Here is a 15,224-nt window from a genome sequence, read left to right as displayed (position 1 = left end):
AAAACCGTCCAGCGAAGTGATCGACCGCGCCCTCGGCGCGTTGGGCACGCCTTATCGCTGGGGTGGTACCAGCCTGCGCCACGGTTTCGATTGCAGCGGCCTGGTGCAATACGCCTTCAAGACTCAGGACGACCTCGACCTGCCGCGCACCTCCCGCGCGCTGTCGCGCCTGGACGCACCTTCGGTGAAGCGCAGTGATCTGCAGCCGGGCGATTTGCTGTTCTTCCGCATTCGCAGCCGCTCGGTGGATCACGTGGCCATCTACATCGGTGAGGGCCGCTTCGTCCACGCGCCGCGCCGTGGCACCAACGTGCGTATCGACTTCCTCAACAACTCGTATTGGCAGCGGCATTTCCAGCTGGCCAAGCGGGTGGTGCCGGAAGCCTGAGTCAGCGGCGGCGCGACCTTCCATCCGAGCGGTTTGGTCATCTGCGGGAAAACCTATCCCGCGGGTCAACAACGCGCTAGAATGCGCGCCGCTCGCGGCCATGTCGGCTGCGGCAGTGGGTTCCCTAACCCCACTCCATGAAAAAGGACATCGACATGACCCTGATTCCTGCGTCGGTCAGTCGGCCCGTGCTGGCTGGCCTGATCGCCTTCCATATTCTTATCATCATCGCCAGCAACTACCTGGTGCAGCTGCCGATCACCCTGTTCGGCTGGCATACCACCTGGGGCGCGTTCAGCTTCCCGTTCATCTTCCTGGCCACTGACCTTACCGTGCGCCTGATCGGCAAGCATGCCGCGCGCGTGGTGATCGCCCGCGTGATGCTGCCGGCGCTGGTGGCCTCCTACGTGGTGTCGGTGCTGTTCCATGAAGGGGTATTCGGCGGTCTGGCGACGCTGGGCGAATTCAACCTGTTCGTCTTTCGCATCGCCGTGGCCAGTTTCCTGGCCTACGCCTTCGGCCAGTTGCTCGATATTCAGGTGTTCGACCGCCTGCGCAAGATGCGCCAGTGGTGGGTCGCGCCGACGGCCTCGACCATCTTCGGCAACCTGCTCGATACCTTCCTGTTCTTCTCAGTGGCCTTCTGGCGTAGCGACGATCCGTTCATGGCCGCCAACTGGGTGGAGATCGCCACTGTGGACTACGTGATCAAGCTGGCCATCAGCCTGATCCTATTCGTGCCGTTGTACGGCATGCTGCTCAGTGCCATCGTGCGGGCCTTGCCGCAGCGCACTGCCACGGCGTGATGCTCACTCGCCGCTGAAGCGCCTCCCACGGTGGCCAAGTATGTGGGAGGGGCTTTACCCGAGTGCCGCCGTCAAGGCATGACGGGCGCCCCAGAAATCTTCTGTTCCGGCTGATCCTTCAGAAAAAACTGCGGTAACGCCTGCCCGGCTCGGAAAAAATGCCAAGCCGCTCTTCCCTAGCATGTCTCCCATGCCCATCGGCCCGGAGACATCGCCATGCCCCTCGACCATCCCCTGCTGTTCAAATCGCTGTGCTATGTCGACGGTCACTGGCTGCACAGTGACGACGGCACCAGCATTGCCGTGCACAACCCTGCCGACCAGAGTGTGATCGGCCATGTGCCGATGCTTGGTGAGCAGCAGCTCGTAGCTGCAGTGGACGCCGCCCAGCGCGCCTTCGCCGGCTGGCGCGAGCAGAGCCTGGAAACCCGCGCGGCGCTGCTGCGGCGTTGGGCCGAGCTGATCCTGCAGCATCAGGAAGACCTGGCGCGCATCCTCAGCCAGGAACAGGGCAAGCCGCTGGCCGAAGCCCGTGGCGAGATCCGCTACGCCGCCAGCTTCATCCCCTGGTTCGCCGAGGAGGCGCGCCGGCTCTACGGCCAGACAATCCCCAGCCATATCCCTGGTGCCCAGCTCGGTACGGTGAAGGAGCCAGTGGGCGTCTGTGCCCTGCTCACGCCGTGGAATTTCCCCAGCGCGATGATCACCCGCAAGGCCGCCGCGGCGTTGGCCGCCGGTTGTACCGTGGTGGTCAAACCGGCGCACGAGACGCCCTATTCCGCCTTTGCCCTGGCGCAACTGGCCGAGGAGGCCGGCTTGCCAGCCGGTGTGTTCAACGTGGTATTGGGTGAACCGCAGATGGCCATGGAAACCCTGGTCAAAGATGCCCGTGTGCGCTCGGTGAGCTTCACCGGCTCGACTCGCGTGGGCAAACTGGTGCTGCAGGCGGCTGCTGAGGATGTGAAGAAGGTGGCGCTGGAACTGGGCGGCAATGCGCCGCTGATCGTTTGCGCCGATGCCGATCTCGATCACGCCGTGCAGGTGGCGCTGGATGCCAAGTTCCAGACCTCCGGCCAGGACTGCTGCGCCGCCAACCGCATTCTGGTCGAGCGCCCTGTTTATGAAGAATTTCTACAGCGCTTCGCCAAGGCCGTGCGTGGCCTGCGCGTCGGCCCTGGGCATGACGCGCGCAACCAGATCGGTCCGCTGATGCACCAGGCTGCGCTGGATGCCACCGCCGCTCGGGTCGCCGATGCCATCGAACAGGGCGCGCGCCTGCTGGCCGGTGGCGAGCCGCATGCTCTGGGCGGCTGGTTCTGGCAGCCGACGCTGCTGGCCGACGTCACCGACGCCATGCGCATCTACCGTGAGGAGAACTTCGCCCCCATCGCCGGTGTACGCGCTTTCGACACCCTGGACCAAGCCGTGGCCATGGCCAACGACACCGAATACGGCCTGGCCGCCTACATTTGTTCCAACCGCGTGGATGTCGTCCACCCGCTGATCCGTCGCCTCGACCACGCCATGGTCGCGGTCAACGGCACCAAGTTCACCGGCCACCCGATCCCCTTCGGTGGCATGAAAGCTTCCGGTCTCGGCCGTGAGGGCGGTACGGAAGGCTTCGAGCCCTTCGTCGAGACCAAATACTTCTGCATTCATCATCAGGGCCAGCGCTACTGAGCCAAACCGGAGGATTTTCCATGAGCCATTACGACGAGTTGTTCGCCCAGGACCGTGCCCACTTCATGCACCCGTCCACCCACGCTCACGACCACGCCAGCGGCGCACTCAAGGGGCGCATCATCACCGGCGCTTCCGGCATCCGTATTCGCGACCACGAAGGCCGCGAGCTGCTCGATGCCTTCGCTGGCCTGTACTGCGTGAACATCGGTTATGGCCGCACCGAGGTCGCCGAGGCCATCTACAAGCAGGCTCAGGAGCTGGCCTACTACCACACCTATGTCGGCCACTCGACCGAGGCAATCATCGAACTGTCGGCGCGCATCATCGACTGGGCGCCGAAGGGCATGAAGAAGGTCTACTACGGCCTGTCCGGCTCGGACGCCAACGAGACCCAGATCAAGCTGGTGCGTTACTACAACAACGTGCTTGGCCGCCCGGCGAAGAAGAAGATCATCTCCCGCCAGCGCGGCTACCACGGCTCGGGCATCATGACCGGCAGCCTCACCGGTCTGGCCAGCTTCCATCAGCACTTCGACCTGCCTCACGCGGATATCAAACACGCCGCCTGCCCGCACTTTTACAAGGCTCCGGCCGGCATGGATGAAGCGGCTTTCGTGCGCCATTGCGCCGAGGATCTGGAGCGTCTGATCCTGGCTGAAGGCCCGGACACCGTGGCCGCCTTCATCGGTGAGCCGGTGATGGGCACCGGCGGCATCATCGTCCCACCCACTGGTTACTGGCAGGCCATCCAGGCCGTGCTGGCCAAGTACGACATTCTGCTGATCGCCGACGAGGTGGTCTGCGCCTTCGGCCGTCTGGGCACGCCGATGGGCAGCCAGATGTTCGGCATGCAGCCGGACCTGATCACCACCGCCAAGGGCCTGACCAGTGCCTACGCGCCGCTGTCGGCGGTGATTGTCGGCGAGAAGGTGTGGAGCATGATCGATGAGGCCTCCAGCCGTGACGGCGCCATGGGCCATGGCTGGACCTACTCCGGCCATCCGATCTGCGCCGCCGCTGCGCTGGCCAACCTGGATATTCTCGAAAAGGAAAATATCTCTGCCAACGCCGCCGATGTCGGCGCCTACCTCAACCAGCAACTGCGCCAGACCTTCGAAGGTCATCCCCTGGTGGGCGAAGTGCGCGGTGTCGGCATGCTTGCCGCGCTGGAGTTCATGGCTGACAAGGAGGCGCGCACGCCATTCGATGCCGCGCTCAAGGTCGGCCCGCGGGTCTCTGCTGCCTGCCTGGAGCGCGGTATGATCGCCCGCGCCATGCCGCACGGCGACATCCTCGGCTTCGCCCCGCCGCTGGTACTGACCAAGGCCGAGGCAGACGAGGTGGTGGGCATCGCCAAGGCGGCGGTGGATGCGGTGGCGAGCGAGGTGCTCTGAGCTCGATAGCGCGAATAGGTTGCCATCCTGTGGAAAGGGCTTCAGCTGCGATGGCTGAGCCCTGATCCTTCCAGGATGCCCAGAAGCTCGCCGCTGAAGCGCCTCCTACAGTCCGTGGGACTTTTCGATCAGCGGGGTAGTGCTGAGCTTGTGGGAGGGGCTTTAGCCGCGATTGCTCCCCGGCTTGTCCAGCTTGCGCAAAAACACGGTCATTTCCTTCTCGGCCTGCTTGTCGCCCTTGGCCTGGGCGGCGGCAATGCCCTGCTGCCAGGCCTGGCGCGCGCCGTCGTGGTCGCCTTCGGCCTGCAGCGCCTTGCCCAGCAGCTTCCACGCCGCTGAATAGGCCGGGTCGAATTCCACGCAGCGTTGTAGGTGCTCTGCCGCCTGCACCGCATTGCCGCCATCCAGGTGGGCTTTGCCCAGACCGAAGCGCAACAGGGCGTTGTCCATGCCCTTGGCCAACATCTTTTCCAGTGCCTCAGTGCTCATCTCGGCTCCCAGTCTGCTGCGCGTCGGCACTGCTGCGTTAAAAACAGGCTCGGACTGCTCATGTACTGTTCGTACACTCCGCGTCCTCGCCTGTTTTTGCCTTGCATTGCTCTAGCTCGCGAGACTTTGAAATTTTTAGAAGAGGGTCAGTCGTAGCCCGATGCAATCCGGGACTCAGAAGAACGTCAGACCCGCCTGGAACAGACGCTCGACGTCGCGGATGTACTTCTTGTCGACCAGGAACAGGATCACGTGGTCGCCGGACTCGATCACCGTGTCGTCGTGGGCGATCAGCACCTGTTCGTCGCGGATGATGGCGCCGATGGTGGTGCTCGGTGGTAGGGCGATGTCTTCGATGGCGCGGCCGATCACCTTGCTCGATTTGGCATCACCATGGGCGATCACTTCCAGCGCCTCGGCTGCGCCACGGCGCAGGCTGTGCACGCTTTCGATATCGCCACGGCGCACATGGGTCAGCAGGGTGCCGATGGTGGCAAGCTGCGGGCTGATGGCGATGTCGATCTCGCCACCCTGGACTAGGTCGACATAGGCCGGGTTGTTGATGATGGTCATCACCTTGCGCGCGCCCAGGCGCTTGGCCAACAGCGACGACATGATGTTGGCCTCGTCGTCGTTGGTCAGGGCGAGGAAGATGTCGGCATCGTTGATGTTCTCTTCCACCAGCAGGTCGCGATCCGAGGCGCTGCCCTGCAGCACGATGGTGCTGTCGAGGTTCTCCGACAGGTAGCGGCAGCGCGCCGGGTTCATCTCGATGATCTTCACCTGGTAGCGGCTTTCGATGGCTTCGGCCAGGCGTTCGCCGATGTTGCCACCACCGGCGATCACCACGCGCTTGTAGCTGTCTTCGAGGCGGCGCATCTCGCTCATCACCGCGCGGATGTGCGCTTTGGCAGCGATGAAGAACACTTCGTCATCGGCCTCGATGACGGTGTCGCCCTTGGGCATGATCGGCCGGTTGCGGCGGAAGATCGCCGCGACGCGGGTGTCGACGTTAGGCATGTGCTGGCGCAGCTGGCGCAGTTGCTGGCCCACCAGCGGGCCGCCGTAGTAGGCCTTGACCGCTACTAGCTGCGCCTTGCCTTCGGCGAAGTCGATCACCTGCAGGGCGCCCGGGTATTCGATCAGGCGCTTGATGTAGTTGGTCACCACCTGCTCGGGGCTGATCAGCACGTCGACCGGAATCGCTTCGTTGTCGAACAGCGCCTCGCGGGTCAGGTAGGCCGCCTCGCGCACCCGGGCGATCTTGGTCGGCGTGTGGAACAGGGTGTAGGCCACCTGACAGGCCATCATGTTGACTTCGTCACTGTTGGTCACCGCCACCAGCATGTCGGCATCATCGGCGCCGGCCTGGCGCAGCACGGTGGGGAAAGAGCCCTTGCCCTGCACGGTGCGGATATCCAGGCGGTCGCCAAGGTCGCGCAGGCGATCACCATCGGTGTCGACCACGGTGATGTCGTTGGCCTCGCTGGCGAGGTGTTCCGCCAGGGTGCCGCCCACCTGGCCGGCGCCGAGAATGATGATTTTCACTGATTGCTCCGTTAGCTGTGGCTGGTCACAGCGGTCTTTATCAGCTTGGCATAGTAGAAGCCGTCGTGGCCGTCCAGCTGTGGCAGCAACTGGCGACCGTGGGCTGGCTGCAGACCGAACTCGCCAGCGATGGCGACTTCCTGCGCATCGGCGGTGCGGGCCAGAAACGCGGCGATGGTCTCGCTGTTTTCCGTCGGCAGCACCGAGCAGGTGGCGTAAAGCAGGATGCCGCCGGGCGCGAGGGTTGGCCACAGCGCATCGAGCAGTTCGCCTTGCAACTGCGCCAGGGCGGGAATGTCCTCGGGCTTGCGGGTCAGCTTGATGTCCGGGTGACGGCGGATCACGCCGGTAGCCGAGCAGGGCGCGTCGAGCAGGATGCGTTGGAACGGCTGGCCGTCCCACCAGGCCGCGGTATCGCGACCGTCGGCAGCGATCAGCGTGGCCTCCAGGCGCAGGCGTTTTAGGTTCTCGCGCACGCGCGCCAGGCGCTTGGCTTCCAGATCGACGGCGACCACTTCACTTAAGCCTGGCTCGACTTCCAGCAGATGACAGGTCTTACCGCCCGGTGCGGCGCAGGCATCCAGCACACGTTGGCCTGGCGCCAGTTCGAGCAGGTCGGCGGCCAACTGCGCGGCTTCGTCCTGCACGCTGACACGGCCTTCCTTGAAGCCGGGTAGCGTGGTCACGTCGCAGGGCTGCAGCAGGCGCACGCCGTCACGGCTGAAGGCGCAGGGCTCGGCATCAATGCCGGCGTCGCGCAGTTCGGTGAGGTACGCGTCGCGGCTGCCGTGACGGCGATTGACCCGAAGGATCAGCGGCGGATGCGCGTTGTTGGCGGCGCAGATGACTTGCCAGTGCTCGGGCCAGAAGGCCTTGAGCTGTTTTTGCAGCCAGCGCGGGTGCGCGGTGTGCAGCACCGGATCGCGATCGAGCTCGGCGTACAACACCTCATGCTCGCGCTGGGCGCGGCGCAGCACGGCGTTGAGCAAACCCTTGGCCCAAGGCTTTTTCAGCGCACCGGCGCAGCCGACCGTTTCGCCGATGGCGGCATGCTCCGGGATGCGGCTGTGCAGCAACTGATAGAGGCCGATCAGCAGCAGCGCTTCCACGTCCTTGTCAGCTGCCTTGAAGGGTTTTTCCAGCAGTTTGTCGGCCAGCAGTTGCAGGCGTGGCTGCCAGCGGGCGGCGCCGAAGGCCAGGTCCTGTGCCAGGGCACGGTCGTGGTGCTCGACCTTGTCCAGCTGCGGCGGCAGGCTGCTGCCCAACGAAGCCTTGCCAGAGAGCACGGCAGTCAGGGCGCGGGCGGCGGCCAGGCGCGGGTTCATTGACCGAGTACCAGACCGGGGGCGAACTGCTCGCGGCGGCTGTTATACAGGTCGGCGAAGGCCAGCGGCTTGCCGCCGGGCAACTGCAGGCGGGTCAGGCGCAGTGCACCTTCGCCGCAGGCCACGGTCAGGCCCTGCTTGTCGGCGGCGAGGATGGTGCCGGGAGCGCCCTTGCCTACGCCGATCTCGGCCGCATGCACCTTGAGTGCATCACTGCCCAGCGTAGTGTGGCAGATTGGCCAGGGATGGAAGGCGCGCACCAGGCGCTCCAGCTCCACGGCTGGGCGGCTGAAGTCCAGCAGCGCTTCTTCCTTGTTCAGTTTGTGCGCGTAGTTGGCCAGGGCATCGTCCTGCACTTCGCCCTTCAGCGTACCGGCAGCCAGGCCGTCGATTGCCTGCAGCACCGCCTGCGGGCCGAGCTGGGCGAGACGGTCATGCAGGCTGCCGCCGGTATCGTCAGCACTGATCGGCGTGTTGACCTTGAGCAGCATCGGCCCAGTATCGAGGCCGGCCTCCATCTGCATTACGGTGACGCCACTCTCGGCGTCGCCGGCCTGCACTGCGCGCTGGATCGGCGCGGCGCCGCGCCAGCGCGGCAGCAAGGAGGCGTGACTGTTGATGCAGCCCAGGCGTGGGGTGTCGAGTACCACCTGCGGCAGGATCAGGCCGTAGGCGACTACTACCATCAAGTCCGGCTTGAGCGCCGCCAGCTCAGTCTGGGCCTCTTCATTGCGCAGGCTGGCCGGTTGGTAGACCGGGATGCCGTGCTCGACGGCGAGTTGCTTGACCGGGCTCGGCATCAGCTTCTGGCCGCGACCTGCCGGGCGATCCGGCTGGGTGTAGACGGCAATGATCTGGTGCGGGCTAGCCAGCAGGGCCTTGAGGTGTTCGGCGGCGAATTCCGGGGTGCCGGCAAAGACGATACGCATGGGGCAGTCACCAAAGAAAAAGGCTTGCCGTGGCAAGCCTTTCGGGTAATCGGAGGTCAGGCGCGTTGGCGATGCTGTTTTTCCAGCTTCTTCTTGATGCGGTCGCGCTTGAGGTTGGACAGGTAATCCACAAACAGCTTGCCGTTGAGGTGATCGCACTCATGCTGGATGCACACAGCAAGCAAGCCTTCGGCGATCAGCTCGTAGGGCTGGCCATCGCGGTCCAGTGCCTTGATCTTGACCTTCTGCGGGCGGTCGACGTTCTCGTAGAAGCCGGGCACCGACAGGCAGCCTTCCTGGTACTGGTCCATCTCGTCGGTCAACGACTCGAACTCGGGGTTGATGAACACCCGCGGTTCGGACTTGTCCTCGGACAGGTCCATGACCACCACGCGCTTGTGCACGTTGACCTGCGTCGCCGCCAGGCCGATACCGGGTGCGTCATACATGGTCTCGAACATGTCGTCGACCAGTTGACGGATGGAGTCATCCACGACGTCCACCGGTTTGGCGATGGTACGCAGGCGTGGATCAGGAAATTCGAGGATATTCAGGATCGCCATATGCGTTTGTGATGCACTTGTGGAATAAAGTCAAAATCCGCTGCTAAGATGATGAACAGCATTGAAAAACGGCTTCACGCCGCGTATTCAGCGGGTTTGGCACGCGGCGCTAGGGCGCTTCACGTGAAGGCACATAATAAAGGGATTCACCGTATGAGGAAATCACTACTCGCCCTGCTCTTTGCAGCGGGCGGACTGGCCCTGACCAGCTTGGCTCAGGCCGAAGTGCAACTCAAGGACGGTCACCCGGACCGCTACACAGTGGTCAAGGGCGATACCCTCTGGGACATTTCCGGCAAGTTCCTGCGCCAGCCGTGGAAATGGCCGGAGATCTGGCACGCCAACCCGCAGGTGGCTAACCCGCACCTGATCTATCCCGGCGATACCCTCAATCTGGTCTACGTGGACGGTCAGCCGCGCCTGATGCTCAACCGCGGCGAGTCCCGCGGCACCATCAAGCTGTCGCCGCAGGTGCGAAGCACGCCGATGGCCGAAGCGATCCCGACCATCCCGCTGGAGGCGATCAACAGCTTCCTGCTGAGCAACCGTATCGTCGACACCCCGGAAGAATTCAACGCCAAGCCTTATGTCGTCGCCGGTAACGCCGAGCGCGTGGTCAGCGGTGCCGGCGATCGCGTCTACGCCCGTGGCGAGTTCGACGAACAGAACCCTGTCTACGGTATCTTCCGTCAGGGCAAAACCTACGTGGACCCTGAAACTCAGGAATTCCTCGGCATCAACGCCGATGACGTCGGCTCTGGCGAGATCGTGGCCGAAGAAGGGGATGTGGGTACGCTGCTGCTCAAGCGCTCGACTCAGGAAGTACGCCTGGGAGATCGCCTGTTCCCCACCGAGGAGCGTGCGATCAACTCCACCTTCATGCCTAGCGAGCCGATCACCGACATCGATGGTTTGATTCTCGATGTACCGCGTGGCGTCAGCCAGATTGGTCAGTTCGATGTTGTCACCCTGAACAAGGGGATACGCGACGGCCTGGAGATCGGCAACGTGCTGGCGGTGTTCAAGACCGGCGAGACCGTACGTGACCGCGTTACTGGCGAAAACGTGAAAATCCCGGACGAGCGTTCCGGCCTGCTGATGGTGTTCCGCACCTATGACAAGCTCAGCTATGGCCTGGTACTGCAGGCCAGCCGCCAGCTGGCGGTGATGGACAAGGTCCGCAACCCGTAATACCCAACGAGCCCCGCACTAGCGGGGCTCGTGCTTTCAGGCCGCCAGGATGGCGGTGCAACTGCTCAGGGACGAATCGCCATGCCTGCATCCTCCTCGCTTTCCCCCGCCATCTCTCCTGCCGAACTCGAAGCTCGTCTGCGTCTGCATTTGTTGCCGGAGTTGGGGCCGCGGCGTTTTCGCAAACTCCTGAGTGCGTTCGACAGCGCCTCGGCTGCGCTCAGTGCGCCGGCCAGCGCCTGGCGCGCGTTGGGGTTGCCGGCGGCTTGCGCCGAGCCCCGGCGTAATGCGGACATTCGCGAGCGAGCGGCTGCCGCCCTGCAATGGCTGGGTGAGCCTGGTCAACATGTGCTGATGTGGGACGATCCAGGCTACCCGGCTCTGCTCGGCGAGTTGGCGGATGCGCCGCCGCTGTTGTTCGTAGCGGGCGAGCCGGGCGTGCTGGAGGCGCCGCAACTGGCCATGGTCGGCAGTCGGCGGGCCTCGCAGCCAGGCCTGGATAACGCGCGTGCCTTCGCCCGTAGCCTGGCGGGCGGCGGTTTCGTCATCACCAGTGGTCTGGCCTTGGGGATCGATGGCGCTGCACATCAGGGGGCGCTGGAAAGCGGCGGCAAAACGGTGGCCGTGCTGGGCACCGGTTTGCAGTGCCTTTATCCACGACGGCATGTGAGGCTGGCGGCGCAGATCAGTGAGCAAGGCGGTGCGCTGGTCTCCGAGCTGCCGCTGGACTGTCCGCCGCAGGCGAGTAACTTCCCGCGGCGCAACAGGATCATCAGCGGGCTGTCGCTGGGTGTGCTGGTAGTCGAGGCTAGCCCGTCCAGTGGTTCGCTGATCACCGCACGCCTGGCTGCCGAGCAGGGGCGTGAGGTCTATGCCATCCCCGGATCGATCCATCACCCTGGCGCGCGTGGCTGCCATCAACTGATCCGAGATGGCGCCACCCTGGTGGAAAGCATCGAGCATATCCTCGAAGCCCTGCGTGGCTGGCAGGCGCCAGCCGTCCAGCCCACATCGGCGCCGCTCGCTGGCGTCGAGCATCCATTACTGGCCTTGCTGCATGCCGCGCCGCATAGCACCGAGGCGTTGATGCAGGCCAGCGGTTGGCCGCTGTCACAGGTGCTGGCGGCTTTGACCGAGTTGGAGCTCGATGGCCTGGTGTGCAACGAGTCCGGGCGTTGGATGGCGCGCAGTCGCTAGCAGGCCGTGGCGGGTCGTGATTGGCTTGGATAGACTGCCGCCCATTGATTCAGCGGGAGACAGGCGATGGCCAGCAACTGGCAGATAAAGCAAACGGCGCGAGTGGTGCGCGAGGGCGGCGTGATCGCCTATCCGACCGAGGCAGTCTGGGGCCTGGGCTGCGATCCCTGGAACGAAGAGGCGGTGTATCGTCTTTTGGCGCTCAAGGAGCGGCCGATGCGCAAGGGGCTGATTCTGGTTGCCGATGACATCGAACAGTTCGATTTTCTTCTCGATGATCTGCCAGAGGTCTGGCAGGAGCGCCTGGCTGGTAGCTGGCCAGGCCCGAATACCTGGCTGGTGCCGCATCAGAATCGTCTGCCCGAGTGGGTCACGGGCGAGCACGACAGCGTTGCCCTGCGCGTCAGTGATCATCCGTTGGTACGTGCGCTGTGCCGCTACACCGGGCCGCTGATTTCTACCTCGGCCAACCCGGCTGGGCGTCCTTCGGCGCGTTCGCGCCTGCGCGTCGAACAGTACTTCCCCGGTGAACTGGACAAGGTGCTCGGCGGCGCACTGGGCGGGCGCAAGAACCCTAGCCTGATTCGTGACCTGCGCACGGGCGATGTGATTCGCCCGTCCTGAAACATGAAATCGTGTAGGAGCGGCTCTGCTCGCGAAGCGTTTGCAGGGGCCGGGTTCGCGAGCAGAGCTCGCTCCTACGCTTACGGCAGCAAGATGGTCGAGCCAGTGGTCTGCCGTGAACTCAGTGCATCCTGCGCGGCGGCGGCGTCCTTCAGTGCGTAGCGGTTGCTGATTTCCACCTGCAGCTTGCCGCTGGCGATCATGCCGAACAGATCATCGGCCATGGCCTGCAGACGCTGTGCGTTGGTGGCGTAGCCGGCCAGGGTCGGACGGGTGACGTAGAGCGAGCCCTTCTGCGCCAGGATGCCCAGGTTGACCCCGGTGACCGCACCGGATGCATTGCCGAAGCTGACCAGCAAGCCGCGCGGTGCCACGCAGTCCAGCGAAGTTTCCCAGGTGTCCTTGCCGACGCCGTCGTAGACCACCGGACACTTGGCGCCGTCAGTCAGCTCCAGCACCCGCTGCACGACGTTCTCATGGCTGTAATCGATGGTCGCCCAGGCACCCTGCTCCTTGGCCCGCGCGGCCTTTTCCGCCGAGCTGACGGTGCCGATCAGATTCACACCCAGCGCCTTGGCCCACTGACAGGCGAAGGAGCCGACGCCACCAGCAGCGGCATGGAAGAGGATGGTTTCGCCGCCCTTGAGCTCATAGGTCTGGCGCAGCAGGTATTGCACGGTCAGCCCCTTGAGCATTACCGCAGCGGCCTGTTCGAAGCTGATGCTGTCCGGCAGTTTCACCAGCTTGTCGGCGGGCAGTACATGCAGCTCGCTGTAGGCACCCAGCGGGCCGGTGGCGTAGGCGACGCGATCGCCGACTTTGAAGCCTTCGACCTCACTACCGACGGCTTCGACCACGCCGGCACCTTCGGTACCCAGGCTCGACGGCAACGCCGGTGGTTGATACAGGCCGCTGCGGAAATAGGTGTCGATGAAGTTCAGACCGATGGCCTGGTTGGCGACCCGTACCTCGCGCGGGCCTGGCGCTGCCGGCTGGTAGTCACGGTACTGCAGCACGTCGCTGCCGCCGTGCTGGCTGAACTGAATACGCTTGGCCATCTCGGATTCCTTGTCTGCTCGAGCCGCTGCTAACGGCGAAAGGGTCTATCCAATCGTCTCGTTTGACTGACGTCAACTGCGGATGTGCCTGGGTGAATGCTATGCTGCCCGCCGATTCCGCCCTGCTCTCTGTTCAAGGTGCCGCCGTGACTGACCGTACCGAGGCCGTTAAGGCCTACCTGCTCGACCTGCAAGATCGCATCTGTTCCGCCCTGCAAGCCGAAGACGGCCAGGCTGTGTTCGCCGAGGACGCCTGGCAGCGTCCGGCCGGTGGTGGCGGGCGCACGCGGGTGATCGAAAACGGCGCGCTGATCGAGAAAGGCGGGGTGAATTTCTCCCATGTGTTCGGCGACAGCCTGCCGCCGTCAGCCAGCGCCCATCGTCCCGAACTCGCAGGACGCGGCTTCCAAGCACTTGGCGTTTCGCTGGTGATCCACCCGGAAAACCCTTACGTGCCGACCTCGCACGCCAACGTGCGCTTCTTCAGCGCCGAGAAGGAAGGCGAAGAGCCGGTGTGGTGGTTCGGTGGAGGTTTTGACCTCACGCCCTACTACGCCAATGAAGAAGACTGCGTGCACTGGCACCAGGTCGCGCACGACGCCTGCGCGCCGTTCGGTGCCGAGGTCTATCCCAAGTTCAAGGCCTGGTGCGACCGCTACTTCCACCTCAAGCATCGCGGTGAGCCGCGCGGCATCGGTGGGTTGTTCTTCGACGACCTCAACGAGTGGGATTTCGACACCAGCTTCGCCTTCATGCGTGCCATTGGCGATGCCTATATCCAGGCCTACCTGCCCATCGTCCAGCGCCGCAAGCTGACGCCGTTCGGCGAACGCGAGCGCGAGTTCCAGGCCTTCCGCCGCGGCCGCTACGTCGAGTTCAACCTGGTGTTCGACCGTGGCACGTTGTTCGGCCTGCAGTCCGGCGGGCGCACCGAGTCGATCCTCATGTCGCTGCCACCGCACGTGCGCTGGGGCTACGACTGGAAGCCCGAGCCGGGCAGCGAGGAAGCTCGCCTGACCGAGTATTTCCTGACCGATCGTGATTGGCTGGCGCAGGCCTAGCTTCCATTCTCTCTTGTAGGAGCTGCGCCCCGCAGCGAATGACGGCGGCGTGTGCTACCGCGGCGAAGCAGAGGCTTCGCCCCGAGGCGGGGCTCCTACAGGACGGCGTCAGTTTCGTAGATTTCTACCGTTACAGGACTTTCCATGGACCGCTACTGCGTCTTCGGCAACCCCATCGGCCACAGCAAATCACCGCTGATCCACCGCCTGTTCGCCGAGCAGACTGGCCAGGTGCTCGACTACCAGGCACGCCTGGCTCCGCTGGACGACTTCACTGGCAATGCCCGCGCCTTCTTCGCCGACGGTCTGGGCGGCAACGTCACCGTGCCGTTCAAGGAGGAGGCCTTCCGCCTCTGCGACGCACTCACCGAGCGTGCGCGCCGTGCTGGCGCGGTGAATACCCTGAAGAAACTCGAGGACGGTCGCCTGCTGGGTGACAACACCGATGGTGCCGGCCTGACCCGCGACCTGCAGGACAACGCCGGTTTCAGCCTGGCGGGCAAGCGCGTGTTGCTGCTCGGTGCGGGTGGCGCTGTGCGTGGCGTGCTCGAGCCCTTCCTGGCGCAGAAGCCGGCGGTGCTGGTGATCGCCAACCGTACCGTGGCCAAGGCCGAACAACTGGCGCGTGAGTTCGCTGATCTCGGCCCGCTGGTCGCCGCTGGCTTCGACTGGATCGATGCGCCGGTGGACCTGATCGTCAACGGCACTTCCGCCAGTCTCGGTGGTGATTTGCCGCCGATTGCGCCGAGCCTGATCCAGCCCGGTCATACCCTCTGCTACGACATGATGTACGCCAAGGAACCGACCGCCTTCAATCGCTGGGCCGCCGAGCAGGGTGCGGCGCGCTGCCTGGACGGCCTCGGCATGCTGGTCGAGCAGGCCGCCGAGGCGTTCGAGCTGTGGCGTGGCGTGCGCCCTGACACTGCACCGGTGCTGGCCGAGCTGCGTCGTCAACTGGCCGGCTGAAT

15 protein-coding genes are annotated in these 15,224 nt (G+C 64.4%); 9 read left to right on the top strand and 6 right to left on the bottom strand.

Translation table 11 applies throughout. The annotated features are described in order from the left end of the window. Positions 1 to 16: 16 nt before the first annotated feature. The 4 genes from RTH74_RS14875 to RTH74_RS14860 all read left to right on the top strand — a co-directional run bounded on the left by RTH74_RS14875 (position 17) and on the right by RTH74_RS14860 (position 4,271). A complete protein-coding gene (locus RTH74_RS14875) occupies positions 17 to 388 on the top strand; it encodes a C40 family peptidase (RefSeq protein WP_371916968.1) in 372 nt (123 codons plus the stop codon). Between the two features lie 155 nt (positions 389 to 543). After that, positions 544 to 1,194, top strand: coding sequence for a 7-cyano-7-deazaguanine/7-aminomethyl-7-deazaguanine transporter (locus tag RTH74_RS14870; protein WP_316915158.1), 651 nt, complete (start codon positions 544 to 546; stop codon positions 1,192 to 1,194). A gap of 216 nt (positions 1,195 to 1,410) precedes the next feature. Further along, positions 1,411 to 2,874, top strand: a complete 1,464-nt coding sequence (locus RTH74_RS14865) for an NAD-dependent succinate-semialdehyde dehydrogenase (protein WP_316915157.1) — start codon at positions 1,411 to 1,413, stop codon at positions 2,872 to 2,874. 20 nt (positions 2,875 to 2,894) lie between these two features. Continuing rightward, positions 2,895 to 4,271, top strand: a complete 1,377-nt coding sequence (locus RTH74_RS14860; RefSeq protein WP_316915156.1) for an aspartate aminotransferase family protein — start codon at positions 2,895 to 2,897, stop codon at positions 4,269 to 4,271. Between the two features lie 162 nt (positions 4,272 to 4,433). Here RTH74_RS14860 and RTH74_RS14855 read toward each other — a convergent pair whose 3' ends face one another. The 5 genes from RTH74_RS14855 to def form a co-directional block, all read right to left on the bottom strand. Further along, on the bottom strand, positions 4,434 to 4,760 hold the full coding sequence (locus RTH74_RS14855; RefSeq protein ID WP_316915155.1) for a tetratricopeptide repeat protein: 327 nt from the start codon (positions 4,758 to 4,760) through the stop codon (positions 4,434 to 4,436). A gap of 174 nt (positions 4,761 to 4,934) precedes the next feature. Beyond that, positions 4,935 to 6,308, bottom strand: a complete 1,374-nt coding sequence (gene trkA, locus RTH74_RS14850; protein ID WP_017676312.1) for a Trk system potassium transporter TrkA — start codon at positions 6,306 to 6,308, stop codon at positions 4,935 to 4,937. Between the two features lie 11 nt (positions 6,309 to 6,319). Continuing rightward, the gene (gene rsmB, locus RTH74_RS14845) at positions 6,320 to 7,633 is read right to left on the bottom strand and encodes a 16S rRNA (cytosine(967)-C(5))-methyltransferase RsmB (RefSeq protein WP_316915154.1); all 1,314 of its coding nucleotides are present in this window, start codon (positions 7,631 to 7,633) and stop codon (positions 6,320 to 6,322) included. Beyond that, on the bottom strand, positions 7,630 to 8,562 hold the full coding sequence (gene fmt / locus RTH74_RS14840) for a methionyl-tRNA formyltransferase (RefSeq protein WP_316915153.1): 933 nt from the start codon (positions 8,560 to 8,562) through the stop codon (positions 7,630 to 7,632). Before fmt ends, rsmB begins: the two co-directional genes overlap by 4 nt. 56 nt (positions 8,563 to 8,618) lie before the next feature. Then, on the bottom strand, positions 8,619 to 9,125 hold the full coding sequence (gene def, locus RTH74_RS14835; protein ID WP_013713230.1) for a peptide deformylase: 507 nt from the start codon (positions 9,123 to 9,125) through the stop codon (positions 8,619 to 8,621). 153 nt (positions 9,126 to 9,278) lie between these two features. Here def and RTH74_RS14830 point away from each other — a divergent pair, with 153 nt between their 5' ends. The 3 genes from RTH74_RS14830 (at position 9,279) to RTH74_RS14820 (ending at position 12,137) form a co-directional block, all read left to right on the top strand. Continuing rightward, positions 9,279 to 10,316 (top strand): LysM peptidoglycan-binding domain-containing protein, encoded by a 1,038-nt coding sequence (locus tag RTH74_RS14830; protein ID WP_316915152.1) that lies wholly within the window; start codon positions 9,279 to 9,281, stop codon positions 10,314 to 10,316. A gap of 81 nt (positions 10,317 to 10,397) precedes the next feature. Beyond that, positions 10,398 to 11,513 carry a DNA-processing protein DprA gene (gene dprA / locus RTH74_RS14825; protein ID WP_316915151.1) on the top strand — a complete coding sequence of 372 codons (1,116 nt, stop codon included), beginning with the start codon at positions 10,398 to 10,400 and terminating at the stop codon, positions 11,511 to 11,513. A gap of 66 nt (positions 11,514 to 11,579) precedes the next feature. Continuing rightward, the gene (locus RTH74_RS14820; RefSeq protein WP_316915150.1) at positions 11,580 to 12,137 is read left to right on the top strand and encodes a Sua5/YciO/YrdC/YwlC family protein; all 558 of its coding nucleotides are present in this window, start codon (positions 11,580 to 11,582) and stop codon (positions 12,135 to 12,137) included. A gap of 80 nt (positions 12,138 to 12,217) precedes the next feature. Here RTH74_RS14820 and RTH74_RS14815 read toward each other — a convergent pair whose 3' ends face one another. Then, positions 12,218 to 13,195 (bottom strand): NADPH:quinone reductase, encoded by a 978-nt coding sequence (locus RTH74_RS14815; RefSeq protein ID WP_316915149.1) that lies wholly within the window; start codon positions 13,193 to 13,195, stop codon positions 12,218 to 12,220. A 146-nt stretch (positions 13,196 to 13,341) separates the two neighbouring features. Here RTH74_RS14815 and hemF point away from each other — a divergent pair, with 146 nt between their 5' ends. Then, the gene (gene hemF, locus RTH74_RS14810) at positions 13,342 to 14,256 is read left to right on the top strand and encodes an oxygen-dependent coproporphyrinogen oxidase (RefSeq protein WP_316915148.1); all 915 of its coding nucleotides are present in this window, start codon (positions 13,342 to 13,344) and stop codon (positions 14,254 to 14,256) included. Between the two features lie 144 nt (positions 14,257 to 14,400). Further along, positions 14,401 to 15,222, top strand: a complete 822-nt coding sequence (gene aroE / locus RTH74_RS14805; protein WP_316915147.1) for a shikimate dehydrogenase — start codon at positions 14,401 to 14,403, stop codon at positions 15,220 to 15,222. Positions 15,223 to 15,224: the final 2 nt, after the last annotated feature.

It is taken from the genome of Pseudomonas sp. zfem001 (genome assembly GCF_032621725.1).
In the GTDB taxonomy this organism is placed as follows: Bacteria; Pseudomonadota; Gammaproteobacteria; order Pseudomonadales; family Pseudomonadaceae; genus Aquipseudomonas; species Aquipseudomonas sediminis.
This window is presented reverse-complemented; position numbering and strand designations above follow the sequence as displayed.